The organism is Arthrobacter sp. B0316-1-20, assembly GCF_059091865.1.
In genome coordinates this window covers 249,994-273,822 of the sequence record NZ_JBNHHC010000007.1, presented here as the reverse complement: position 1 = coordinate 273,822, position 23,829 = coordinate 249,994, and the positions used below count along the sequence as shown (strand labels likewise).

The window sequence follows — 23,829 nt, the reverse complement described above, 5'->3', positions numbered from 1 at the left end:
GACCCTGAGGAAGGCAACCATGACAAGCCCCATGCTGGACCGAGGAGCGGTCCTGCCGGCCTTTGACCCCGACTACCTGGAGCAGCTGCTGGCGCGCGGCATCCAAGTTATCCGCGTCATCCATTCGGATCTCTTTGGGAGACAGCGCGGCAAGCAATATCCAGTGGCGTCACTGCTGGAGCTAGCCTCCGGGGTTGCTTACTCGAAGATGGCCAATGCGGAGGATCTGCTGGGCGTCCCGGTGGACGAGAAGGAATTCCCGGCGCTTGCCAACCACCCGGACCAGCACGCCAGCTTGGACATGGAAACAGCGTTCGTGCCGCCGTGGGAACCGGATTCCCTCTGGGTGCTCAGCCGGCTGAATGAACACGGACTGCCCTCAGCACTTTGCCCGCGCAGCCAGCTAACCAGTGCATCCGACCAGCTGAAAGCGGAGCTTGGCCTCAGCGCCATCGCCGCCGGCGAACCGGAGTTCTACCTCTTCAAAAACGACGACGGCGGGCGCACGCCTTACGCGCTGAACGGCGTCTCCTACACCATGGACCGGATCACTGACCCCGACGGCGCAGTCGGCCGCATGCACCGGCAATTGATCGGCATGGACATCGGCGTGACCGTGGTGAACCGGGAGTTCTCCCCCGGCCAGTTTGAAATCAACCTCAAGCACAACGACGTACTTGAGGCCGCTGACGCGGCCTTCCTGCTCAAGACCGGAGTGAAGGAACTTGCCATCGCCGAAGGCCTGGACGCTAACTTCATGGCCAAGCCGCTGACCGGTGAAGAAGGAAGCAGCCTGCACGTCCACCTGTCGCTCTGGCAGGAGTCGGACAACGTCTTTGCCGCCCCGGACGGCACCCTGAGCCCAGCGGCCCTCGCCTCCATAGCCGGAATCCAACTCCATGCGCGGGCCATCATGGCCTTTGCCGCCCCAACGGTCAATTCGTATAAGCGGTTGACTGGTGAAGGCCTCAGTCCACGAACCAGCAACTGGGGCGAAGACAACCGCTTCACCTTCGTCCGCGTGCCGGCAGAACGCGGCGGCGCCACCCGCTTGGAGCTGCGCGCTGGAGACGCGAGCGCTTCCCCGCACCTGCTGATGGCAGCCATGATCCATGCCGCCGTCGACGGCATCCGTCGAGAGCTCTCGCCCGACCCTGTTGGCCAACCGCTGCCCCGCAGCCTGGCCGAATCCATTGAGGCATTGGAGAAGAACGAGGTGATGCGCGCAGGATTTGGCGATGAGTTCACGTCCATCTACGCCGCCGTCAAGCGGCGCGAGGTCCAAGCCTTCGAATCCAGTGTCACCGACTGGGAGTGGAACCTCTACCGCCACCATGCTTAACCAACTCGCGCCATCAGCCGAATCACGGCCCACCGGCGCGGAAACCTTTGGCCCCATTTCCTACCATCAGTGAGGTCGTCGCCTTGCAAACATCCACCGCTACTCTGCCGCCCAAAAACCAGTCCATATCCGATCTCCGGGATATTGGGCGCCTTAATATCGCATGCCGGGACGAACCCGGGATTGTTGCCCAGGTCGCCGATGTTTTGAGCCGGCACGGTGCCAACATCATCTCGCTGGACCAATTCTCCACCGGCGTAATGGGCGGAACGCTGTACCAGCGTACGGTGTTCCACCTCCCAGGCTTTGCGGCATTGCGCGAAAACCTGGAGTCGGAGATTGAGACAAAATTGGCCGGTCCGCTGGACCTGCACTGGACTCTGACCGAGGCCTCGAAACGCAAGCGCGTCGCGATTTTCGCCTCGAAGACAGATCATTGCCTGCTGGATCTCTTGTGGCGGCACCGGCGTGGTGAGATCCCCATGGACATTGTCATGGTCATTTCAAACCACGCCGATCTGGCAGACCAGGTACGCCCCTTCGACATACCGTACTTCCACGTCCCGGTCTCCGGCGACAAGAAAGATGCCGAACTGCGGCACCTGGAACTGCTGCAGGGCAACGTCGACCTGGTGGTTCTGGCCCGGTACATGCAGATCATCTCGGCCGAATTTTTGGAGGATGTCGGAGTGCCGGTCATTAACATCCACCATTCTTTCCTGCCCGCGTTCATCGGGGCGGGTCCCTACCAGAAGGCCAAGGACCGCGGTGTAAAACTTATCGGTGCCACCGCTCATTACGTGACCAAGGATCTTGACGAAGGCCCAATCATCGAGCAGGACGTCATCCGCGTCTCACACCGCGACAGCACCGCCCAGCTCATGAGGTTTGGCGCCGACGTCGAGCGTGCCGTCCTTTCCCGCGCCGTCACCTGGCACTGCGAAGACAAGGTGATGCGCGACGGCAATACCACCATCGTGTTCTAACCGGCCCGACCGGTTAAGGGGTTGGCCTAGAGACTCCTGATTCTTGCCGATCCGATGAGCAGTCTTCCCCGGTGCACAGGAGTGCCGTAGAACCACTGTGCACCGGGGCTACAAGACCAGCCCACGAAACTGATTCCAACGCGGCGAACGGAAGCTGCAACTCACTTGCCTTCGTTGAACGCCGCTGCCCTAGGAAACGTATGGACGATCCAGACCGAAGCATCAGCATTCTCTGCTTGCCATCGATGCGTTCGATCCGCAGGATAAGTGGCGTAGTCGCCTTCCCCCAACAAAACCTCATGTCCGACGGGCCCCAAACGAATCTTGCCGGCCCGGACAAACACATGCTCCCGAGCACCCGCACCATGTGAAGCAGACACTTCCGCCACATCCTTCTTGAAGGACTGAGCATGGATTTCCAAGGTTCCAGCGCCAATCACTTGGCTTCGCAGGATGTGCCCGAAGGAGGCAGCGTCCGAGATATCTTCGCCCTCTCCATCGTGAACCACCTCAACCGGCGCGTGCTCCGGAAGCGCGATGAGGTCGGGCACAGAAACATCGAACGTTCGAGCGATGGCGAGCATCGTTTCCAACGTGGGATTGGTCTGCCCTCGCTCAACCTTAAACAGAGTTGCCTTTGCGACGCCGGAACGCTCCCCCAGCTCGGACAGGGACAAGCCGTGTGTCTCCCGAAGACGCCTGACGTTGGCCGACAGCGCCTCTATGTGGTCATTCATCAGTCCATCCTCAATCGCGGGGTTCCCGCTGTCACCGCATGCCGGCGTAGTCCTTTTGACAGTAACTTTATCCTCCTATGTTTCCCGCGCTGCCAGTGGCACGCAGAGATGCACGTCGGCCTGTTTCCTGCAGCATGACTCGTGCTTCTGGACACGACACCACGACCGGCGACAGCCTCGGCCCGCCGGCGGAGTCCGTCTCCACATCAGGGCGACTCGGGATCAGGGCGACTCCGGCGGCACTGGGCCTGAGCCCCGAGCCTCTTGTCTTTTTTAGCAACCCTTATATACTCTTAAAGTAACCACCCATACTATCGACCGGAGGTCACAGATGACTCAGGCAATCCGTTTTGAAACAGCTGCGGGAGAAGTTCGTCTCGGACGCCTCGACGGCGAGACCATTGTTGATGCAGGTGCTGCACCGGCCGTCGGCTTTGACGGTTCCACCGAAGCCTGGGAGAACATCGCCAGTGCGTCTGGCACCTCGTATGCCCTGCAGGACGTGAAGGTCCTCGCCCCGGTAAACCCGGGCAAGCTGATCGCTATTGGCCTGAACTACCAGTCCCACGTCGAGGAGACCAACCTCAAGCACCCGGACGCTCCGGTTGTCTTCGCGAAGTTCCCTTCGTCCATCACCGGCCCGAACGACGAGATCGTGATCCCGCGCGAAGAAACCCGCCCCGACTTCGAGGGTGAGGTCGGCATCGTCATCTCCAAGCGCGGCTACCGCGTTGCTCTGGAAGACGCCTGGGACTATGTCGGCGGCTTCACCGCCCTCAACGACGTCTCCGGCCGGCGTGCTCAGCTGGAAACCCCGATGAAGCAGTTCACGCTCGGCAAGAGCTTCGATACCTTCACCCCGCTGGGCCCCGTAGTTGCCAGCGTGGATTCCGTGAACAAGGACGGCTTGGACGTGCAGACCGTGATCAACGGCGAGACGATGCAGAAGGGCAACTCCCGGGATCTCATTTTCGACATCCCCACGCTGATCGAATACCTGTCCCGCGGCATGACGCTAGAGCCGGGCGACGTCATCGCCACCGGCACCCCCGGCGGAGTCGGCGACGAGCGTAAGCCTCCGCGCTACCTGCGCGACGGCGACGTCGTTGAGGTCACCGTCTCCGGCGTCGGAACTATCAGCAACCCCGTGCGTACCGAGGCCTAATGCCATGAAACTCATCGTCGAAGGAAACAAGAACTACGTCTACGGAGGTAAGTTCACCGGTCCCGTGCAGTTGGAGATGATCCTCGAAGCGGCCAAGGACGGTGATCCGGACATTGCCCGCGTACATTTCAACGACGGTGCAGTGACCAATTGGCACTCCCATCCCGGTGGCCAGCTGCTCTACTTAGTCAGCGGCACCGGGAGAGTGGGAAACAACGACGGCGAACATACCGGCATCGTGCCTGGCACCCTGGTTGAAACCCCGGTCGATGAGAACCACTGGCACGGGGCGGACGAAGGCGCCGATGCGGTCTGGCTGGCAACCACGTGGGGCGTCACCTGTTGGCACGAGCATTCCCCGCTGGAGCATTCCACACTGGGGGCACCGTGACCGGCGCACCTCCGGTGATCCTGGTCGTGGCGGACCGCAAGTCCGTCACGTCCGGGGCCTGGGCCAACATTCCCAACGATTCACTCCCGCACACCTATATTGATGCGGTGGAACAAGCTGGCGGAATGCCGCTCTTGCTGCCTCCCACCGAGGTCCTGCGGGACAACGCGGAGCGGCTGCTGGATCTGGCCGACGGTGTCTTCCTGGCCGGCGGCCGGGACCTGGACGCCGATCTGTACGGCCGCGAAAACCACCCTTTCAACGACCAGCCGCTGCGGGTTCGCGACGAACTGGAGATTGCGCTGGTTCACGGCGCCCGGCGGCGCGGCATGCCTGTTTTGGGTGCCTGCCGCGGCATGCAGGTCCTCAACGTCGCCCTCGGTGGCACCCTCGAACAACACCTGGATGACCGAGTGGACATGACCCCGCATCGAAACATCGTCGGCAAGTTCACGTCGCACCGAGTGTCCGTGACTCCGGGAACCCTGCTCGCCCGTGCATTGGGCTCCGATGCCTTTGACATCGCTTCCCACCACCACCAGGCAGTTGAATCCCTCGGAGACGGCCTGATCGCCTCGGCATATTTTGACGACGGCGTGGTCGAAGCCATTGAAGCTCCCGGAGACGACTTCGTCCTGGGCGTGCAGTGGCACCCGGAGGAACGCTTGGATTCGCAGGGCCTCAAGCTGTTGACCTCCTTCGTCGAAGCCTCCGACCGCTACCGGCGCCTCAGCCCGCAACCGGCGGAAACGCTTCACGGTTAACCGGCCCCGCGAATCTGGACAAACAGCAGCGAAGTTTCGCTGGCCTGCCTCTCGATCTTTAGGACACCCATGAACCAGACAGTTACCCCTGACGCGAAGAGTCGTTTCGCAGTAACCGACCCAGCCACGGGCCAGGTGCTGGAGACGGTACCCACCGCCTCGGACGAGGAGGTCGTGGCGGCCGTTGCCGCGGCGCACGAAGCCTACCTCCAGTGGCGCACCGTGCCCGCAGCCGAGCGTGCCCGCCGCGTCAAACGGGCCGGTGAACTCTTCGCCGAGAGAACCGATGAACTGGCTGCCATCATCACCCAGGAGATGGGCAAGCGGCTGGCCGAGGCCAAGGGTGAACTTGGGATTGTCGCGGCGATCTTTGACTACTACGGTTCCGAAGGCCCGGCGATGCTGGCTGACCAGGAGTTCGTCCCGCGCAGTGGCGGCCGGGCGCTGATCAAGAAGCGGCCGGTGGGTGCCCTGCTGGGCATCATGCCTTGGAACTACCCGCTGTACCAAGTGGCGCGTTTCGCGGCACCGAACCTGGTGCTGGGCAATACCCTGCTGATCAAGCACGCTTCCAACTGCCCTCGTTCCGCCCAGGCCATCGAAGAGGTATTGAGGGATGCCGGGCTGCCTTCCGGCGCCTACGTCAACCTCTACGCGGCCACGACCCAGACCGAATTGATCGTCGCCGACGACCGCATCCAGGGTGTTTCGCTGACCGGCAGCGAACGCGCCGGGGCAGCGGTCGCCGAGATCGCGGGACGGCACCTCAAGAAGGTGGTGCTGGAACTCGGCGGGTCGGATCCGCTGATCGTTTTGGACAGCGACGACGTACCTGCCACCGCGCGCAAGGCGTTCCGTGCCCGGCTGAGCAACGCTGGCCAAGCCTGCAACTCCCCCAAGCGGATGATCGTCGCGGAGGGAATCTTCGATGCCTTTGTCCGCGAGCTCTCGGCTCTGGCCGCCGGTCTGGTTCCCGGGGACCCTGCCGACGCCTCCACGACGATTGCGCCGATGTCCTCGGCGGCAGCTGCGGACGAACTGACCGAACAGATCGCCGATGCGGTTGCGCAAGGAGCCATCTTGCACACCGGCGGCCAGCGGCTGGACGGTCCCGGGGCATTCGTGACCCCTGCGGTCCTGACCGGCGTCGTCGACGGCATGCGCGCTTTCCGTGAGGAACTCTTCGGCCCGGCCATTGTGGTCTACCCGGTGCGGGACGAAGACGAAGCCGTCGCTCTGGCCAACGATTCAGCGTACGGGCTAGGGGCATCCATCTTCACCACCGATGAACAGCGTGCGCTGGACCTGGCGGAGCGGTTGGATTGCGGCATGGTCTTCATCAACCAAGCTCCGGATTCCGAACCGGATTTGCCCTTCGGTGGCGTCAAAAGGTCCGGCTTCGGCCGGGAGCTCGGACCGTGGGGCATGGACGAGTTCGCCAACCTGAAGCTGGTGCGGATCTAACACCGCAGACAGACTCAGCCCTTGACAAGGCGCCGAGTTCTGGTCAGGACGAAGACCACGGTCCGTTCCTGTCCGGAACCCGGCGCCTGCCTATTTCTGGACGTCTAACGGGAACGCTGGCGGATGGCGGCCCATCCGCCGCCGGCCGCCAACAGCGCGCAGGCGAGCATGCCGACGCCCAGCGATATCTGCAGGTCCGCGCCGCCCAGCCCGACCAATGGAGCCGCCGCGGCACCGATCAAGTATTCCGCGGCACCGATCACCGCCACTGCAGTTCCTGCCGCGCCCGGGACCTCTTCCACCGCCAGTCCGGTACCGTTCCCGAGGATGAACCCCAAACTGCTAACGATCAGGAAGAACAGCAGCACCGTGGCCGCCAGACTCGCAAGGCTGGTAAACACCATGACGGCGTAGAGCGCCGAAGCGGCCATCATCAGCACCAGTCCCAGCATCATCACGGCTGCCGGCCTGAAGCGGTTGACGAGCTTGGCACTGATCAGGCTGGCAACGGCAAGCCCAGCGGAATTCACTGCGAAAATCACCGAGAACCAACCGGTGCCCAAGCCGTAGGTCTCCTGCAAGATGAAAGGCGAAGCCGCTATGTAGCAGAACATCGCTCCCAACCCGCAACCCACTGCGAGGCAATAGCCGAGGTAAGCACGGTTTAGCAGGACAGTCCGGGTCAGAGAGATCAGCTCAGCAACTCCCCCGGCCCGCCGCTGATCCTTTGGCAGGCTCTCGTGGATAAACAGCAGCGCCAGGAGCCACAGCAGCACGCTCAGGATGGTCAGGACCCAGAACACTCCACGCCACCCAAGGAGCGGTACCACCACGCCGCCAGCCAAGGGAGCGAGGATCGGGGCGAGGCCTTGGATGGCCATCATGAGCGAAAACAAGCGTGCGGCTTGGCGTCCCGACGCACGATCGGCCAGCACAGCCCGGGCCAAAACTACCCCGGCGGCGCCCGAGGCCCCTTGCAGGAAGCGGGCAGCGATCAGCGCCTCCACAGTTGGAGCCATAGCGCACAGCGCCGTGGCAAGAGCGCAGAGCGCTGAGCCGGCCAGCAGCAATTTACGGCGGCCGAACTGGTCCGACAAAGGTCCAATAACCAATTGGCCGCCCGCAAGCCCGATCATGAAGGCCGTCAAGGTCAGTTGCACGGCGAACGGCGGAGCGTTAAGCTCCCCGGCCAGCTCGGGGAACCCGGGAAGGTACATGTCGATGGCCAACTGCGGCACGGCTGACACTGCCGCCAATACCATCACCAGGAACGCCGACGGTGGAACCATCGGGGACGGGGAATCGGCAGTGGTACTGCCGGACGGTATCGGATCGCCGTCCCGGGCGGGGTGGCCCACACCGGGAAGCATGGAGTCTCTGGCCATCTCGGTTTTCCTGTTCTTCTCAAACATGAGGACGACGGCGGCGCCCTCCCAAGGTGGGAATTCCACCAAAAGTGAGCACCGCCGTCGTTAGCCGTTATCCATGTGGTCGCCCCAAGCGGGGCGCCTACCGGCCGAATGGCTCAACGCTGGCTTATGAAGTTCACATCATCGGGCGAGAAGAGCTTGTCGCTGGTCCAACCATTGAGGTCGTACTGATCCATGCACTTTTCCACGAGCGACCGCGCATGATCGAGCGTGCCGTCTTGCTGTGCCGACTCGTTGAGCGTCAGGTGGCAGAGCTCGGGCTGGCCCCAGTAGTTGTGCTCATACAATTCGTGCCGGGCGCCAAACTCCGATCCGATCGAATCCCACAGCAGCTTCATGGTCTTGGAACGATCCAAGGCGGTCTTCCCGTTGGAGCCGCGCAGGTAGCGGTCCAGATACGGGCGCATCTCGGGGGTCTGGAAGTCCACGGCGTTTGAATTCAGGTAGATCAGCCCGGAGGCCACCACGGTCTCGATGATTTCGCGGATGCGCCGGTTCATGGAGGACGCCATGGAGGCGTAGGCCCACCCGTACGCCCGGTTGGGAACCAGGTCATCGCCCCAGCCTTGGGTGGCGTTCTCGATCATCCCATCGCGCAGGGCGTTGACGGCGTGGCGGTAGCCGATCACTTCGCCCAGGGCAGCCTGCACGCCCCGGAACTGCCCGGCACCGGTGATCTCCAGCGCCTTGCTCAGCGCGCCCACGAAGAAGTCCAGCTTGACGCCGAAGCGGGTGGAGGCTTGAAGGACGGCCCGGCCTTCCCAGCCTGAGACGGTGTCGAACTCGGCCATCCGCTGCGTGTCGTAGATCAACACGTTCTCCCAAGGGATCAGCGCCTGGTCAAAGATGAGTACGGCGTCGTTCTCATCCAGCCGGGAGGACAGCGGGTAGTCGAAGGGGCTCGCGGCCCGTGCCGCCGTTGATTCGTAAGAGGCGCGGGAGAACATCTTGATCCCCTTGCCGTTTGTCGGGGCGAGGAAGGTGATGGCGAGGGATTTGTCCTTCAACGGGGCACCGGCGTGGGAGACGTAGACATACTGCGTGGTCGGGGATCCGGTAGCCACCACCTTGGCCCCGCTGACAATGATGCCTTGGTCGGTTTCCCGTTCCACGTGGACGTAAACGTCCTTGACTTCCTCGGCGGGGCGGGAGCGGTCCACCGGCGGATTCACAATGGCGTGGCCGATGTGCAGCACGCGTTCCTGAGTTTCCTTGTACCAGAAGCGGGCGTTGTCGGCGAACTCGCCGAAGTACTCAGGGTTGGCGCCCAGCCCGGTGATCAGCGAGGCTTTGTAGTCCGGGGTGCGGCCCATCCAGCCAAACACCAGTTCCTGCCAGGTCCTTATGGCCTCGCGGCTGGCGCGCAGGTCGTCCTTGGTGCGGGCGTACTTGAAGAAGGGGTGCGTTAGTCCGCCGCTTCCGGTGTCTGTCGGTGCGGTGGTCCGGTCGCGGGTCTCGGGGTCATGCAGCGCATCGAACAGTGCAGCCAGCGACCGTGCCGAGTTCCGGAATGCCGGGTGGGTGGTGACGTCGTCGACGCGCTCGCCATAGATCCAGACCTCGCGTCCGTCGCGGAGGCTTTCGAGGAACTCGTCGCCCGTCTGCATCCGTCCTGTCGAGGCCGGAGTGACAGGGGCGGTTTCGGTGGATTCGTTGACGATGGTCATGAATTGGGTCCTTTCGCGAGGGCGCCGAACTGGCCGGCATGGAAGGTGAGGGGGGCGGCGCCGGTGTGGCTGTGCTGATGGACGTGCCCGATGAATAATGTGTGGTCGCCGGCCCGGTGGCGGTCGACGATGCTGCAGGACAGGTACCCCACGGCTCCGTCGACCAACGCCATGCCGTCCTGCCAGGTGAACTGCGGCAGTGTCTCTCTTGGCTTGCCCGCGAAGTGGGATGCAATGTCCAGCTGGTCTTCTGCCAGGATGCTGATGCCGTAGCGCGGGGTGTGGCTGAGAAGCGCGTGCATCTTTGCCTTTTCTCCAACCGACACCAGTACCAAGGGCGGTTCCAGGGAAACCGACACGAAACCGTTAGCGGTCATGCCGTGTACTCCCCCGTCTTCTGCGACGGTGGTGACGACGACGACTCCGCTGGCAAAGCTCCCGAGAGTGCGGCGAAATTCCATCGGATCCAAGGTCTGTTCTCTGATCAAGGTTTGCGTACTGTTGTACATACTTATGGATGTTAGGCACCTCACAGAGATAATACAAGAGGTTTGAAATTTATTTTAAAGAACAAGCGGACGACCGCACCTTTGGGCAGTAATGGCAAGCGAGAATCCTGTCAGTGTGACGCCTACACAGCTGCCAGTTACCTGTACACACTTTCCTTGACATCTTGGTTTGGCCATGTAGCTCCCACCGGTATGTACAGTTACTACGTGACCGTTTCTTCGACCACCGGCCGACGCCGCCCCAATGACCCCGCGCGACGGCAGCGCATCATAGAAGCGGCGGCCCGCGTCGTCGCCGAGCACGGTGTGGACGCGCTGACCTTCCGAGCGGTTGCCGATACGGCAAAAGTCCCCCTGGGGTCGACCACGTATTACTTCACCGATAAGGACGACCTGTTGGTCTCGACCATCCGGGTGATCCGCGAGCGGAACGAGCGGTCGTTCCACGAGGTTCTCAAACCCTTGGTCGAGGCGCACGGCCTGGCCGGCGGGCTGGCCGGCCTCATCGAAGAAGTCACTGTCCGGCAGCATCCCCAGTTGGTGCTGGAGTACGGGCTGTACCTGAGCACCCTGCACCGTGCGGCACTGCGGCCGGAAATTAGGGAATGGCGGATGGACCAGGTGGTCGCCCCATACTGCGACCGGCAGACGGCGGTACTGCTGGGATACACCTTGGAAGGCATCCTGCTGCAGTCGGTCATGGAAGACACCATGTTCTTTGCCTCTGACGTGGAGCCACTTCTGCGCCGGATTATTGATCCGGCTTAAGCCTAAGCACCGCCCGAAGCGGCTTGGACGCGCTTTCGGGCGGTGCTTAGGGTACGACTTCGGGCGGGTCGCTCTACTGACCGGCGACCGCTTGGAAGGCCAGCGGGGCTCGGAACCTCAGGTTCGGCAACTTCTCCGCGCGCAGATATCCAGCGGGAGCTTCGAGCACGTCCCACACCCGGCTGAGGGCGATGCCGGCGGTGCAGGCCACACCCGGAAGCGGATTGATGCGCAAGGAAATTGGCGCGGACAAGGCCGGGGCATGCGCTGTTGCCAGCACATACTCTTCGTCGCCCGGTTCGAACACCTTGCCGATCAAGCGGACTTCGATTTCTACCCCGCTGGCGGTAGCGACGCCTGTCCTTTCCAGCAGTCCGCTGACTACGCCTGCCGGGAACTCGCGCCCCAGTGCAGCCACGTTTAACGGCGAAGCCGCGACGGTCGGCTCAATGGAGATGTCCTCGGAGACCACCTCCGTGCCGATGACACCAGCAATCATGCGGGCGCACTGCCGGGATATGACATCTTGGCCGCCACCAGTCTCCGGCTGGAAATCGGCCGGGTTGACGCCGATCTGCAGGAAGGACAGCAGTTCGGCCCCGAAGGCTCCGAAATCGCCGGCGCACTCAACCTCTATCCGGTTCACCCCGGGAACGACGCCTGCCAACATGGCAGGCACCTGAGCCATCGCGACTTCATTGACACCCGTTCCCACCAAGGTGGCGTTCCCGGCGATGGCCGCGGCGTCCAGTTCGGCAGCCGTCGCTGGGTCAAAGTCCCACGGATACATTGCATCTTCGGCGATGGTCAGAACATTGATGCCCTTGTCCAGACACTCTTTCGCCGGGCCAAGCAGGTCGGTGAGCGCCGTCGTCGTGAAGAACAAGGCAATGTCCGCCATGCCGGACACTGCTCGGAACTCGGCCGACGACTGGACGCTGACGCCACAGGGCGGCATTCCCAGAACTTCGGCCAGGTCCTCTCCCACGTGGCTGGAGCGGGTGAAGGCGCCGACGATGTCCGCCCCGTCCCGAAGAAGTGAGCCTACTGCTTCTGCGCCCACTGCGCCGAGGCCGAAAACGAGATAGCGGGGATTTTGCACTGCTTCCATCCAATCAGTCGATGTTCAGTTTCTCGTACTCCGCGCGCCGGCGGGACTTCATGCGCAGGGCTGTAGCCAAGCCTGCCGCCAGGGCGATGAAGGGCAGCAATTGGAGGAACAGCGTGATCGCAAAGGGAGCTTCACCTGCGAGCAGGTCAAAATTCGCATAGGTCTGGATCAGAATGATGACCAGAAGGCTTGCGGCTAGTGCCGGTGCAATTAAGGTGTTCCATGCCCGGCTGTCCGCCTTGGTCTTTCGGAAGAACCGCATGACGGCGATGCTGGTGATCACAAAGAGGATCATGATGCTGATGGTTCCCACTGCAATGTGCCACGGAAAGATCTGCAAGGCGGGATCTAGGCCAAGCACGGCCCAAACGGCCACCGCCGCGAGCGTGACCAGTGAGGTCACCACCGCAGCGACGTGGGGCGACTTGTGCTGCGCGTGGACATGACCGAGCCGCGCAGGAAGGAGCCCGGCGTTGCCCAGCGAATGCATGTAACGGGCGATCACGTTCTGCAGGGACAGGACACAGGCAAACATGGAGATAATCAGGAAGATGCCCACAATGTCCGCGAATACCTTCCCCACGAAGGCGGTCGCGGTCACCAGGAACAGGTCGCCAGGATTGGCCTCCGCGGCGGACAGAAGGCCATTGGCCCCCCACGCCTGAATCAGCGACCACAGGGCGAAAACGTAGAATGCTCCGGTTCCGACAACCGCAACGTAGGTTGCTCGCGGGATGGTTCGGTCCGGGTTCCTTGCTTCATCCCGGTAAATTGCCGTGGCCTCAATACCCATGAAAACGCTGACACCGAACATAACAGCCAAACCGAGGGTGCTGGTAAAGATGTTCTCCGTTGCCAACCAGGAGGTAGCGGACAACCCCTCCGGACCGCCACCGCGCAAGAGCACCGCCGCATTGACCACCAACACCAGCCCGGCTTCAATCACTAAGGCAATGGCGAGTACTTTGGCACTCAGATCGATGCTTCGGTAGCTGAAGAATGCCGTCAAGGCTATGCCAGCCAACACGTAGCCCCACCAGGGGATCCAAGTCGTTGCGCCTCCCGTCCAGGTCCCTACCAAATCGCTCAGGACAAAGCCCATGTAGGCATAGACAGCGATCTGAATGCAGACGTAGGTCAGCATGGCTACGAAGGCAGCACCCACGCCGACGGGCCGGCTGATACCTGCTGAAACATAGGAGTAAAAGGCTCCCGGCTTCTTCACGTGTCGAGTCATCGCCGTAAATCCAACGACGAACAGCAGCATGATGAGCGTGCCCAAACCGTAGGCAAATGCAATGCCCGGTCCGTTACTGAGCATCAAGTTGATCGACGCACCTGCCACAACGGTCAAAGGCGCCGCTGCCGCCACCACCATGAAGACAATCGAAGCCGTCCCCAGCTTCCCGGACAGCTGGCGTTGAACCTGTGGAGATGTACTTGTAGCTAGACCTTGGGACACAGAGCGCCTTTCATTCCGAACGCTGACATTGGCTGCGGAGCACAACCGTACAGAGGTTGAAAGCACTCTAGGCAACCGGGGCCGGAGCCCCTATGTCCTTGGGGAACAGAGATTACAGCCTCTTCTGTGTTCCATGCACTAACACATCTGGTCCCTATAAGGAACAAACTATAGTGTCCGCATTTCCCCTCCTGTACACTTTGCGAGTATTCGTGTCATCGTAAAGAGAACCAGGCCCATCGGACCATCGGGGACCGGGGCCGGCTGTGTGGAAACAGCCACAAGATCGACCTAAAGGAACCTAGGCCCATGAAGACTGAGAATCTACTCCGCACGGCATTCAGTCCGCTGTACGAAGAGGACGTGACCGAATGGGAAGAGGTCATGGGGTACCGGATGCCGACGACGGTAGCCGGCTTGGACACCGAATACCGTGCACTCCGGCACACCGTCGTCGCGCAGGATTACTCGATGCTTTACAAGTGGTTCGTCGAGGGGCCGGAGGCCCAGACCGTCGTTGATTCACTCTTTTCGCGCAATGTCCATGCGATCGGCGTAGGCCGGATTGCCTACGGCGTCATTGTGGCCGATGACGGCGGCATGGTCGATGACGTGACCGTGAGCGTGCTCGACGCTGACAGAGTCGTGGTGATGGGCGGCAACCCGGACGTCACTGACGCGCTCAGAGCTGCGGCACCGGGGGGAACCACGGTGCAGGAACGCAGAGAGGACTTCGCCGTCCTCTCGGTCCAAGGCCCCAACAGTCGTGCGCTGCTCCAGCGGCTGACGGACGTCGATCTCAGCAACGAGGCGTTCCCGTACTACTCGCTCTTAGCGGACGTCAAAGTTGCAGGCGTTCTGGTGAGCATCTTCCGCTTGGGCTTCACCGCCGAGCTCGGATACGAAGTGATGGTGGGTGCCGACGACGCATCAGCGCTTTATGAAGCTGTCTTCGCTCAAACCGATCTGGGAATCCTTCCTTTTGCTGGCGGGACGCTGATGGTGGCTCGCATCGAGGCTGGCCTGATGCTGGCCGGCGTTGACTACAACCAGGACATCACCCCGTTCGAGTGTCGCCTCGGATGGACCGTGGACCTCGAAAAATCGGCGTTCCGCGGTCAGGAAGCACTGCGAGAGCGCAAGAAGAGTGCGCCGCTGCGCGTCGTGAGCGTGGTTTCCGACGCCTCACCCGAAGCATTGGACGGGGCAACCTTGTATGCCGAGGAACAGGCAATCGGCACCGTGACCATGGCCGTCTCCTCTCCGGTTCTCGGTGGAACCACTCTCGGCCTCGCCCGGCTGGCAAAAGACTTCGCTCAAGTCGGCACTCGCCTCAGCATCCGTCTGGATGATCGCAACGTTGCTGTTGAGGTGCGACCCACCCCCGTGCACGACCCAGAACGTGTGCGAGTCAGGAGCTAGCTGTAGCGGCTTCCGCCATCGATAAGTCAGATCTGTACCCGTTTTATTACCCGTTCATAGGAGGACAACGATGTCCATTCCCACCCACTCGGGCGAAGCGCAAGCAACGCACTCCGCACGGCGAACGCTAACGTCCACAAAGATCATCGTCCTGATCGTCGCGGCCCTTACGCCCTTGTCTGTCGTCGTCGGCACGCTCCCGCTGGGACTGGCCTTCGGAGGACCCTCAACGGCGCTCTTGTATGTTGTGGCCGGGCTGATCATTGGACTGTTCTGTGTTGGCTACGTCCAAATGGTCCGCCGAATCACGCGGCCTGGGGCGTTCTACAACTACATCGCCAGGGGGCTCGGACGACCTACTGGCGTCGGCTCAGCGATGATAGCGGTGGTCACTTATTCCACCCTGCTCATCGGCATTTATGCGGTGACCTCCGTGGTGAACCAGGAGATTCTGGCCGGCTTTGGCATCCATGCCCCCTGGCAGGTCTGGTTCGTTGTCCAACTTCTGGTTGTCACCGTGTTGGCATACCGGAAGATCGATCTCAGCGCACGCGTCACTTTTGTCATTGTCGGCCTCGAACTGCTCATTCTCCTTGCCTTGGTCATCGGCATCGTCGCCAAGGAAGGGCTGTCAGGGGCCTTCCCGGCGGAAGCATTTTCCCCGAACATATTGAGCGTTGGGCAGTGGACGATAGCGTTCGTGTTCGCCATGCTCTGCTTCCAGGCCTTCGAAGCGGGGGCCCTCTATGCGCCCGAAGCGAAGAATCCTGAGCGCACCGTTCCCCGCGCTCTCTACGGAGCGCTGATCATCCTGGTTGCCTCATTCGCCCTCGTAGCCTGGGCGCTGACGGGCGTAACCGGAGTTGACGGATTGCAGGACGCAGTGGGGGCAGACCTGGCCGGGTTCGTTTTCGCCACGACGGCTGCGTATCTAGGCGAGGTGGGCGTGTGGGCGCTGAGCTTGCTGGCGCTGCTGGCCCAACTGGCCTGCGCCCTGGCGACCACAAACTTTGTGGCCCGCTATCTCAACAGCCTGGCCCGCGAGGAACTGCTGCCGGCTATTCTTGGCCGGAAGAACCGCCACAATTCACCCGGTTCGGCCATCCTCACCCTCGCTGCCCTTGCTGTTGTGATCATCCTTGGCTTCTCCGTCGTCGGAATCGACCCATACACGGAGATCGCCCCCATTGGGTTTGGGTTGGGAGCGGTCGGAGCTACTACCTTGCAAGCCCTTGCGTCCGGCTCCGCCGTAGGTTTTTTCCTCCGGCAGCCAGCCTCCGAGCGCCATTGGTGGAAAACGACCGTCGCGCCGATACTTGCCACCGTCTTGCTGGTGGCCGCCCTGATCATCGAGCTGAGCGCATTCAGCTACATCACCGGCAAGGACTCTCCGGAGATGCTCGCCGTGCCTTGGATCATCCCCGTGGCGGGCGCGGCCGGATTGGCCTTCGGCTTCTGGCTTCGCAAGAACCGGCCGCTCCACTACCGCAGCCTCGCCGCCGGAGACACAGCGGAAGAAGCAGAAGAACTGCAGGAGTTGCGTGACCAAGAGCAGTCCCTGAGTGCGAGATCCGCAACGATGGAGATTGCCGGGGAGAAATAGACCTGAGCTTCCGCACCCCTCTACTACAGAAGGGCGGCCGGTTGTCGCGTGCAGCGCGATGGCCGACCGCCCTTCTGTCTTGCTGGTTTGCTTGTCGCAACGCTGCGGAGACAAATACCCGATTGACCGATATCATCGCCGTATGACGATGCAACGGGAGCGCACCTCGGACCGAGCCGGGGACTTGGCGCCGGCGGCCGCTTTGTTCCACAGCCTCTCCGACCCTACCCGGCTGACCATCCTGCAGCACCTGACCACCGGTGAGCACAAGGTCCGCGACCTGACCGAGCATCTGGGGCTGGCCCAGTCCACGGTCAGCGCGCATCTTGCCTGCCTGAACGACTGCGGCCTTGTCACCTCGCGCCCGGTGGGACGGGCGTCGCTGTACTCGCTGACCACCGAGCCCGAACTGCTGGCAGCCCTGGCTGCCGCGGAGCGTTTGCTTGAAGCGACGGGCTACGCCGTCGAGCTGTGCCCCACTGTCGCCGGAAGCCGGGCCGCCGCGGAGGCATCCGCATGAGCGGCCACCACCATCATGCCGGACCGACCCACCGCGGCCGGCTGGCCATAGCCTTCGCCATCACGGCCTCCATCCTGGTCGCGATGGTGATCGGCGCTTTCGTCACCGGCAGCCTTGCACTGCTGGTGGACGCCGGACATATGCTGACCGACGCCGGCGGCCTCCTGATCGCCCTGATGGCCGCGACACTGATGATGCGGCCGCACACACCGCGCCGGACCTGGGGCTACCTCCGGATGGAAGTGCTGGCAGCGGGGGCGCAGGCAGCGATCCTGCTGGCAGTGGGAATCTACGCGCTGGTCGAAGGTGTCCAGCGGCTGATCGCCCCGCCGGAAGTTAACGCGGACGGACTGCTGGTCTTCGGCATCATCGGCCTGCTGGGAAACGTCGCGTCCATACTGGTCCTCAGTGCCGGCCGCAATGCCAACCTCAACTTGCGGGCGGCGTTCCTCGAGGTGGTCAATGATGCCCTCGGCTCGGTGGCCGTGATCGTCAGCGCCATCGTTATCGCCACCACCGGATGGACCCAGGCCGACGCGCTGGCCGCCATGCTGATCGCGCTGCTGATAGTGCCGCGGACCCTCAAGATCCTGCGGGAGGCCGGCAGCATCCTGCTGGAAACAGTGCCGAAGGGCCTCGACCTGGAGGACGTCCGCCAGCACATCCTGGAAGTGCCGCATGTGCTGGCAGTGCACGACCTGCACGCGTCGCGGATCTCCTCCAACGTCCCGGTGCTCAGCGCGCATGTGGTGATTGAGGATTCCTGTTTCGTGGACGGCCATGCCCCGCAGGTCCTGGACCAGCTCCAGCAGTGCGTGGCCGAGCACTTCGTGGTCAGCGTGGAACACTCCACGTTCCAACTGGAGCCTGCCGGGCACCTGGAGCACGAGCACCCGGCCCACGACTGAAGCACTGCGACTGCCAGCGGCTATGGGATGGGCACCGTGCCGATCGGGCCGAAGCGCTTCATCACCATGGTCGAAGTGAGCCGCTGGACGCCGGGCAAACCGCCGAGCGCGGTGTCATAGAGCACTTGGTAGGCGGCCAGATCGCGGGTCAGGACCCTCAGCATGTAGTCGATCTCGCCGAACAGCCGTTGGGCGTCCACGATGTTGGGCACCGCGGTGACGGCCGCCTCGAAGGCGGCGATGGTCTCCAGATCGGTCCGGCCCAGGGTAACGAAGAGAATCGCCTCAAAGTGGAGCCCCACGGCTTCCGGCGAAACGACGGCGCGGTAGCGTTCGATCGCTCCCGACTGTTCGAGATCCTTCAGCCTCCGATGGCATGAGGAGAGGCTGAGCCCCACCCTGTTGGCGAGGTCGGTGGCACTCATCCGTCCGTCTTCTTGGAGCAGTGAAAGAATCTCCCGGCTTAATGCATCCACGCCGGTAATTGTTCCACTGCAACCGGCATTTTGGCAGGAGAAGCGCAGAACATTTCACCTGTTTCGGCGTAGCATTTACGGCTGTTGGGAAAGGTCGCAGGGAAAGAAGTAGCTCCATGGATATGTCGCTGGTCCTCCAATTTTGGGTGGTGGCGTTGCTGCTAGCGCTCACACCGGGGGCGGACTGGGCGTACGCCATCGGCGCTGGCCTGCGGGCACCCTCGGTGGCCCCGTCGGTGCTGGGAATGGCGTTCGGTTATGCGGTGGTGGTCTGCATCATCGCCGTTGGCGCGGGCGCCTTGGTCACCCAGTACCCGACGTCGCTCACCGTGCTGACCATCGCCGGCTCGGCCTTCCTCATCTATTTGGGCGTGAACAGTCTCGTCAGCAAGGCCAGGCAGGTTACCGCCAGCGACGCTCCCCTCGGGCACGCCCCGGCCGCCCAGTTTTTCCGCGGCGCCGGCGTCAGCGGGATCAACCCCAAGGGATTGCTCCTGCTGCTGGCACTGCTGCCGCAATTCACCTCGCCCGCCGGCTGGCCGTCGGCGGCGCAGATGCTCTTCCTGGGCGGACTGCACGTCGTCAACTGCCTCTACATCTACTTCGCGGTCGCACTGCTAGCCCGGCGCATCCTGCGCTCCCAGCCCCGCGCCAGCGCCGTCGTCGCCCGGGCCTCCGGCGTGATCATGGTGCTGATCGGGCTGGGCATCTTGCTGGAAAAGGCCGCGGAGTTGCTCTGAGCGCGCCCGCGCAAACCAGGCCCGGCCTAGGTGTAGTGGTCACTCTCGACACGCCGAGGATTCCCCTCGGCGAGCCCGCGATTCGGCGTCGCGTCCGGCCTTGCCACAAGCGCTGATTCCGGCCCAGGGGCACACTGTTGAGGAGCGCTTAATCCCGAAACCATTTTGACTTAATCCCCCTTAGGTGTTGACATGGACTGCAGGCCAGCCGGTGTTATTGGATCTTCGGTTGGCCGCTCCGAATCGCTCGCGCAGGCCCCTCGCCTGCCCGCGGACACGGTGCCCGTCTCCCTCTCGGGATTGATTGTTCAGGGCCCGGCGCGCTCTCGCGCCGCCAGTGTTAGACCGCTGCGCACCATGCGCTTTTCCACCGCTACCGGTGCGCCAAAACGGCCGTTCTGTGGATTCGGAGCGTCGAACCTGACGGACAGATCCACTGGATGAGGAGATGCATTTATATGCGAGTCGGAATCATTGGTGCAGGGCCCAGCGGCATGGCACAGCTGCGGGCGTTCGAATCGGCAAGGAAACTGGGAGCCGAAATCCCGGACATTGTGTGCTTTGAGAAGCAGTCCGATTGGGGCGGACAGTGGAACAGCAGCTGGCGCACCGGCCTAGATGCCGCCGGCGAGCCCGTTCACAGCAGCATGTACCGGCACCTGTGGTCCAACGGCCCCAAGGAAGTCCTCGAGTTCTCCGACTACACCTTCGACGAGCACTTCGGCCGCCCGATTTCCTCTTTCCCGCCGCGCGAAGTCCTGTTCGACTACATTGCCGGCCGAGTCCAGAAGTCCGACGTGCGCAAGTACGTCCGGTTCAACACGGTGGCCCGCTGGGTCGACTACAACGAGGACAGCCAGGAATTCACCGTCACGGTCGAGGACCTCGCGGCGCAGCGCACCGAAACCCATGTCTTCGACAAGCTGGTGGTCTCCACCGGCCACTTCTCCTACCCGAACGTGCCCGCCTTCGACGGCATCAATAGCTTCCCGGGCGAGGTGCTCCACGCCCACGACTTCCGCGGCGCCGAGCGGTTCGCCGGCAAGGACCTGCTGCTGATCGGCAGCAGCTACTCCGCCGAGGACATCGGCATGCAGGCGCACAAGATGGGCGCCAAGTCCGTCACTTTCAGCTACCGCAGTTCGCCGATGGGCTTTGACTGGCCCGAGACTGCCACCGAACGCCCGCTGGTGACCCGCTTCGAGGGCCGGACCGCGCACTTCAGCGACGGCACCACCGGCGAGTTCGACGCCGTGCTGCTCTGCACCGGCTACCTGCACAAGTACCCGTTCCTGCCCACCGAACTGTCGCTGCAGTCGCCGAACCTGCTCTACCCGGGCAACCTCTACAAGGGCGTGGTCTGGCAGCAGAACACCAACCTGTTCTATCTAGGCGCGCAGGACCAGTACTACACCTTTAACATGTTCGACGCACAGGCGTGGTTCGCCCGCGACGTGATGCTGGGCCGGATCGAACTGCCTTCGCTCGAGGAACGCGACGCGGACATCCAGGCTTGGCTCGACCGCCAGTCCACGCTCGCCGACCACGACGCCGAGGCCGAGTTCCAGACCGATTACCTGCGCGAGCTGATCGGCCTGACGGACTACCCGGAGTTCGATCTGGACACGGTCTGCACCCTGCTCAAGCAGTGGATGAAGGACAAGGAAGACAACATCCTCGGCTACCGGGACAGCATCCACCGTTCCGTCATGACCGGCACCATGGCCAGCCGGCACCACACCCGTTGGATCAACGCTATGGATGACAGCCTGCACCGCTACCTCCACGGCCCCTCCGAGGACATGGACACCGGAGCCCTGGCGGCCCTGACCGGAGATGCAGAACAGGCGTCCTCCCGGCGGTAAGCCAACCCCACCGCCTACGACGGCGGGTGGCACGGGAGCGCTGTCTCCCGGCCACCCGCCGTCGTCACCTCCAGCGCCCGGACAAACCGCAGCCGGCATCCCTTGGCTGCCGGCGACTGTCCAGAGGGCTACAGTGGAGCCAGCAGTCAGAATCGAGTGGCAGCGATGGCTTCCAGCACGATCACCCTGTTCCTGGCCGGCGACGTGATGACCGGCCGGGGCGTGGACCAAGTCCTCCCGCATCCCGGCGCCCCCAAGCTGCGCGAAGGCTACATCCGCGACGCCCACGTCTACGTGGCCCTGGCCGAAGCAGCCAACGGGCCCATCCCGCAACCGGCGGACCCGGCCTGGCCCTGGGGCGATGCACTGGCCATTATCGGCGAGGCCGGACCGGACGTGCGCGTGGTCAACCTGGAAACCAGCGTCACCGGCGACGGCCGCTTCGCCCCGGACAAGGGCATCCACTACCGCATGCATCCGGACAACATCGGTTGCCTCACCGCTGCCGATCTGGACGTTTGCGTCCTGGCGAACAACCATGTGCTGGACTTCGGCGTCGACGGCCTGACGGAAACCCTGGAAACACTGCACGCTGCTGGTTTGCGAACGGCTGGCATCGGCCGCGATGCCGATCAGGCCTGGCAGCCCGCGCAGGTAGACACCGGCCCTAACCGCCTGCTGGTGTTCTCCGCCGGGCTGGAATCCAGCGGCATCTCCCCCACGGAAGCCGCTGGCCCAGACCGGCCTGGGCTGGGCTTCCTGCCGGGTCTGTCCCAAGACACTGCCAACCGATTCATCCACCTCGTGCACTCCGCCAAGCGGGAAGACGACCTCACGGTGGCCTCGCTGCACTGGGGCTCTAACTGGGGCTACGAGGTTCCCCGCGCGCACGTCCGCTTTGCCCGCTGGTTGGTCGACGGCGGGATCGACGTGGTGCACGGGCACTCGTCCCACCATCCGCGTCCGCTCGAAATCTACCGCGGCCGGCCCATCTTCTACGGCTGCGGCGACCTGATCAACGACTATGAGGGAATCGGCGGCCACCAGGAGTTCCGCGACGAATTGCGGCTTCTCTACTTCGTTACTCTGGATGCGCGCACCGGGGAACTGCGCGGTTTGCGCCTGGTGCCGGTGCGGGCGCGGCGGATGCGCCTGGAGCGGACCACCAAAGACGACGGCGAGTGGCTCCGTCGCGTACTGGGCGACGCCAGCAGCGGCTTCGGCACCCGGATCAGCATGCTCGGCGACGGCAGCCTGTCAGTGGTGTAGTAAAAACCGCCAGGTCACTGCGCGGCAGACCGAGACGGCTGGCCTCCGGTCACGATCCGGTGCCCCTTTTCCGCTGCAGTACCGTAGTGCATGCCCTTCCCATCGACGATAGGACTACGCTCATGGGACTGAGAAGCGCACTGTTCGCGGCGCAGTACGACTCCGCCATGCGCCGCGCCGAGCATGAAGAACTCACCACGCGCCGTGCTGCGCTGCTGAGCGGCCTGAGCGGGATGGTGTACGACGTCGGTGCCGGCACCGGCGCGAATTTGCCCTACCTGCCGCCGTCCTGCCAGGTGACCGCGGTGGAACCCGATCCACATATGCGCAAGCGGCTGCAGGCCAAGGTTGGGTCAGCCGCCGGCAAGGTCCGCGTGGTGGACGCCGGCGCCGAAGCGCTGCCGGCCGAGGACGCCAGCGTGGACGCCGTCGTCTTCACCCTGGTGCTCTGCAGCGTCCCCGACCAGGCGGCAGCCCTCGCCGAAGCCAAACGGGTGCTCAAGCCGGACGGCAAGCTGCTATTCCTGGAGCATGTCCGCGGCACCGGCGCGCACGGCACGTTCCAGGATCTGCTGCGGCCGGTTTGGTCTTTTGCGGCGCAGGGCTGCCAGCTCAACCGGAACACCGTAACCGCCATCTCCGCGGCAGGGTTCACGGTGACCGTGCAGGATGAGTTCACGGTGGGGCCGGGATGGCTACCCGTAAACCCGTTGGTGGCGGGCACGGCAACGCCCGGAGGCAACAGCTAAGCCGAGCCTCCGGGCTGATGACCGGCCGTCAGTACCCGTAGCCGCCGCTTTCCTTGGCGTTCTCGGCCTCGGCCTCGCCGTCTACGTTCTTGGAATCAGGGCCCGCCCCTGCCTGTGTTGGATCCTGCTGCTCTTGGTCGTCCTCGTTGGTTTGCGGATCGCCAGGCGCTTCGTCATTTCCGGTGGTCATGTTTATCCAAACCCTCCCAGCTTGTCCTTCAACCCGCCGAGCTTCTCCCCCAGGCCTCCGGGAAGTTTGCTCAGCAGGGCGTCCACGTCGATCCCCAGGCTGGACAACAGGCCCGAGTCTTTCTCCGTGTCCACCTTCTCCGGCAGTTCGGAATCGGCCTTGGCGGCTTGGTCCTGGTTACCCTGCTGCTTGAGGATGTCGATGATCTGCTGCTTGTCGATCTGCATGGTGTTCTCCGATCCACATGGGTTAACGCACTGTCCACTTTCCTCACTCGGCCAAAGTGTGGCA

At 63.1% G+C, this 23,829-nt stretch carries 24 protein-coding genes; 15 read left to right on the top strand and 9 right to left on the bottom strand.

Translation table 11 applies throughout. From position 1 onward, the window contains the following. The first annotated feature begins 19 nt into the window (after positions 1-19). Positions 20-1,342, top strand: a complete 1,323-nt coding sequence (locus tag AC5RW2_RS14345; protein WP_493963288.1) for a glutamine synthetase family protein — start codon at positions 20-22, stop codon at positions 1,340-1,342. Between the two features lie 125 nt (positions 1,343-1,467). Next, on the top strand, positions 1,468-2,328 hold the full coding sequence (gene purU, locus AC5RW2_RS14340; protein WP_493963490.1) for a formyltetrahydrofolate deformylase: 861 nt from the start codon (positions 1,468-1,470) through the stop codon (positions 2,326-2,328). A 161-nt stretch (positions 2,329-2,489) separates the two neighbouring features. On the opposite strand, the gene AC5RW2_RS14335 is transcribed toward purU, so the two are convergent. Then, entirely contained in the window at positions 2,490-3,065 is a 576-nt protein-coding gene (locus AC5RW2_RS14335) for a helix-turn-helix domain-containing protein (RefSeq protein WP_493963287.1), read from the bottom strand. Between the two features lie 331 nt (positions 3,066-3,396). On the opposite strand from AC5RW2_RS14335, the gene AC5RW2_RS14330 reads away from it, so the two are divergent. The 4 genes from AC5RW2_RS14330 (at position 3,397) to AC5RW2_RS14315 (ending at position 6,849) form a co-directional block, all read left to right on the top strand. After that, positions 3,397-4,230: a fumarylacetoacetate hydrolase family protein gene (locus tag AC5RW2_RS14330; RefSeq protein WP_493963286.1), complete on the top strand. Its 834-nt coding sequence runs from the start codon at positions 3,397-3,399 to the stop codon at positions 4,228-4,230. 4 nt (positions 4,231-4,234) lie between these two features. Continuing rightward, positions 4,235-4,621 carry a cupin domain-containing protein gene (locus AC5RW2_RS14325; RefSeq protein WP_493963285.1) on the top strand — a complete coding sequence of 129 codons (387 nt, stop codon included), beginning with the start codon at positions 4,235-4,237 and terminating at the stop codon, positions 4,619-4,621. Then, positions 4,618-5,385 (top strand): gamma-glutamyl-gamma-aminobutyrate hydrolase family protein, encoded by a 768-nt coding sequence (locus tag AC5RW2_RS14320; RefSeq protein WP_493963284.1) that lies wholly within the window; start codon positions 4,618-4,620, stop codon positions 5,383-5,385. The genes AC5RW2_RS14325 and AC5RW2_RS14320 overlap by 4 nt, the downstream gene beginning before the upstream one ends. Before the next feature lie 69 nt (positions 5,386-5,454). Continuing rightward, positions 5,455-6,849: an NAD-dependent succinate-semialdehyde dehydrogenase gene (locus AC5RW2_RS14315; RefSeq protein ID WP_493963283.1), complete on the top strand. Its 1,395-nt coding sequence runs from the start codon at positions 5,455-5,457 to the stop codon at positions 6,847-6,849. Between the two features lie 104 nt (positions 6,850-6,953). Here the strand turns inward: AC5RW2_RS14315 and AC5RW2_RS14310 are convergent, their stop codons facing one another. The 3 genes from AC5RW2_RS14310 to AC5RW2_RS14300 all read right to left on the bottom strand — a co-directional run bounded on the left by AC5RW2_RS14310 (position 6,954) and on the right by AC5RW2_RS14300 (position 10,455). After that, on the bottom strand, positions 6,954-8,234 hold the full coding sequence (locus tag AC5RW2_RS14310; protein ID WP_493963282.1) for a multidrug effflux MFS transporter: 1,281 nt from the start codon (positions 8,232-8,234) through the stop codon (positions 6,954-6,956). Positions 8,235-8,374: 140 nt separating this feature from the next. Beyond that, positions 8,375-9,946, bottom strand: coding sequence for a 4-hydroxyphenylacetate 3-hydroxylase N-terminal domain-containing protein (locus AC5RW2_RS14305; protein ID WP_493963281.1), 1,572 nt, complete (start codon positions 9,944-9,946; stop codon positions 8,375-8,377). Beyond that, positions 9,943-10,455 carry a flavin reductase family protein gene (locus tag AC5RW2_RS14300; RefSeq protein ID WP_493963280.1) on the bottom strand — a complete coding sequence of 171 codons (513 nt, stop codon included), beginning with the start codon at positions 10,453-10,455 and terminating at the stop codon, positions 9,943-9,945. The genes AC5RW2_RS14305 and AC5RW2_RS14300 overlap by 4 nt, the downstream gene beginning before the upstream one ends. Before the next feature lie 207 nt (positions 10,456-10,662). Between AC5RW2_RS14300 and AC5RW2_RS14295 the strand changes: the two genes are divergently transcribed. Next, positions 10,663-11,223, top strand: a complete 561-nt coding sequence (locus AC5RW2_RS14295; protein WP_493963279.1) for a TetR/AcrR family transcriptional regulator — start codon at positions 10,663-10,665, stop codon at positions 11,221-11,223. Between the two features lie 73 nt (positions 11,224-11,296). Here AC5RW2_RS14295 and AC5RW2_RS14290 read toward each other — a convergent pair whose 3' ends face one another. Both AC5RW2_RS14290 and AC5RW2_RS14285 read right to left on the bottom strand, forming a co-directional pair. Beyond that, positions 11,297-12,334 (bottom strand): hypothetical protein, encoded by a 1,038-nt coding sequence (locus AC5RW2_RS14290; protein WP_493963278.1) that lies wholly within the window; start codon positions 12,332-12,334, stop codon positions 11,297-11,299. A gap of 4 nt (positions 12,335-12,338) precedes the next feature. After that, on the bottom strand, positions 12,339-13,712 hold the full coding sequence (locus tag AC5RW2_RS14285) for an APC family permease (protein WP_493963277.1): 1,374 nt from the start codon (positions 13,710-13,712) through the stop codon (positions 12,339-12,341). 393 nt (positions 13,713-14,105) lie between these two features. Here AC5RW2_RS14285 and AC5RW2_RS14280 point away from each other — a divergent pair, with 393 nt between their 5' ends. The 4 genes from AC5RW2_RS14280 (at position 14,106) to AC5RW2_RS14265 (ending at position 18,249) form a co-directional block, all read left to right on the top strand. Continuing rightward, complete coding sequence (locus tag AC5RW2_RS14280) at positions 14,106-15,218, top strand: aminomethyl transferase family protein (protein ID WP_493963276.1); 1,113 nt, start codon at positions 14,106-14,108, stop codon at positions 15,216-15,218. 70 nt (positions 15,219-15,288) lie between these two features. Next, complete coding sequence (locus tag AC5RW2_RS14275) at positions 15,289-16,821, top strand: APC family permease (protein WP_493963275.1); 1,533 nt, start codon at positions 15,289-15,291, stop codon at positions 16,819-16,821. A gap of 142 nt (positions 16,822-16,963) precedes the next feature. Continuing rightward, positions 16,964-17,341 (top strand): ArsR/SmtB family transcription factor, encoded by a 378-nt coding sequence (locus tag AC5RW2_RS14270; protein ID WP_493963274.1) that lies wholly within the window; start codon positions 16,964-16,966, stop codon positions 17,339-17,341. Next, positions 17,338-18,249, top strand: coding sequence for a cation diffusion facilitator family transporter (locus tag AC5RW2_RS14265; protein WP_493963273.1), 912 nt, complete (start codon positions 17,338-17,340; stop codon positions 18,247-18,249). Before AC5RW2_RS14270 ends, AC5RW2_RS14265 begins: the two co-directional genes overlap by 4 nt. A 20-nt stretch (positions 18,250-18,269) precedes the next feature. On the opposite strand, the gene AC5RW2_RS14260 is transcribed toward AC5RW2_RS14265, so the two are convergent. Then, the gene (locus AC5RW2_RS14260; RefSeq protein WP_241913444.1) at positions 18,270-18,725 is read right to left on the bottom strand and encodes an Lrp/AsnC family transcriptional regulator; all 456 of its coding nucleotides are present in this window, start codon (positions 18,723-18,725) and stop codon (positions 18,270-18,272) included. 116 nt (positions 18,726-18,841) lie between these two features. On the opposite strand from AC5RW2_RS14260, the gene AC5RW2_RS14255 reads away from it, so the two are divergent. The 4 genes from AC5RW2_RS14255 to AC5RW2_RS14240 all read left to right on the top strand — a co-directional run bounded on the left by AC5RW2_RS14255 (position 18,842) and on the right by AC5RW2_RS14240 (position 23,348). Beyond that, positions 18,842-19,465 carry a LysE family translocator gene (locus tag AC5RW2_RS14255; protein ID WP_493963272.1) on the top strand — a complete coding sequence of 208 codons (624 nt, stop codon included), beginning with the start codon at positions 18,842-18,844 and terminating at the stop codon, positions 19,463-19,465. Positions 19,466-19,923: 458 nt separating this feature from the next. Beyond that, a complete protein-coding gene (locus tag AC5RW2_RS14250; protein WP_493950953.1) occupies positions 19,924-21,330 on the top strand; it encodes a trimethylamine monooxygenase in 1,407 nt (468 codons plus the stop codon). Positions 21,331-21,495: 165 nt separating this feature from the next. Further along, positions 21,496-22,599, top strand: a complete 1,104-nt coding sequence (locus AC5RW2_RS14245; protein ID WP_493963271.1) for a CapA family protein — start codon at positions 21,496-21,498, stop codon at positions 22,597-22,599. A 122-nt stretch (positions 22,600-22,721) separates the two neighbouring features. After that, on the top strand, positions 22,722-23,348 hold the full coding sequence (locus tag AC5RW2_RS14240) for a class I SAM-dependent methyltransferase (protein WP_493963270.1): 627 nt from the start codon (positions 22,722-22,724) through the stop codon (positions 23,346-23,348). 28 nt (positions 23,349-23,376) lie between these two features. Here the strand turns inward: AC5RW2_RS14240 and AC5RW2_RS14235 are convergent, their stop codons facing one another. Next, positions 23,377-23,538 (bottom strand): hypothetical protein, encoded by a 162-nt coding sequence (locus AC5RW2_RS14235; RefSeq protein WP_493950956.1) that lies wholly within the window; start codon positions 23,536-23,538, stop codon positions 23,377-23,379. 2 nt (positions 23,539-23,540) lie between these two features. Next, positions 23,541-23,765: a hypothetical protein gene (locus AC5RW2_RS14230; protein ID WP_493941842.1), complete on the bottom strand. Its 225-nt coding sequence runs from the start codon at positions 23,763-23,765 to the stop codon at positions 23,541-23,543. Positions 23,766-23,829 lie beyond the last annotated feature (64 nt).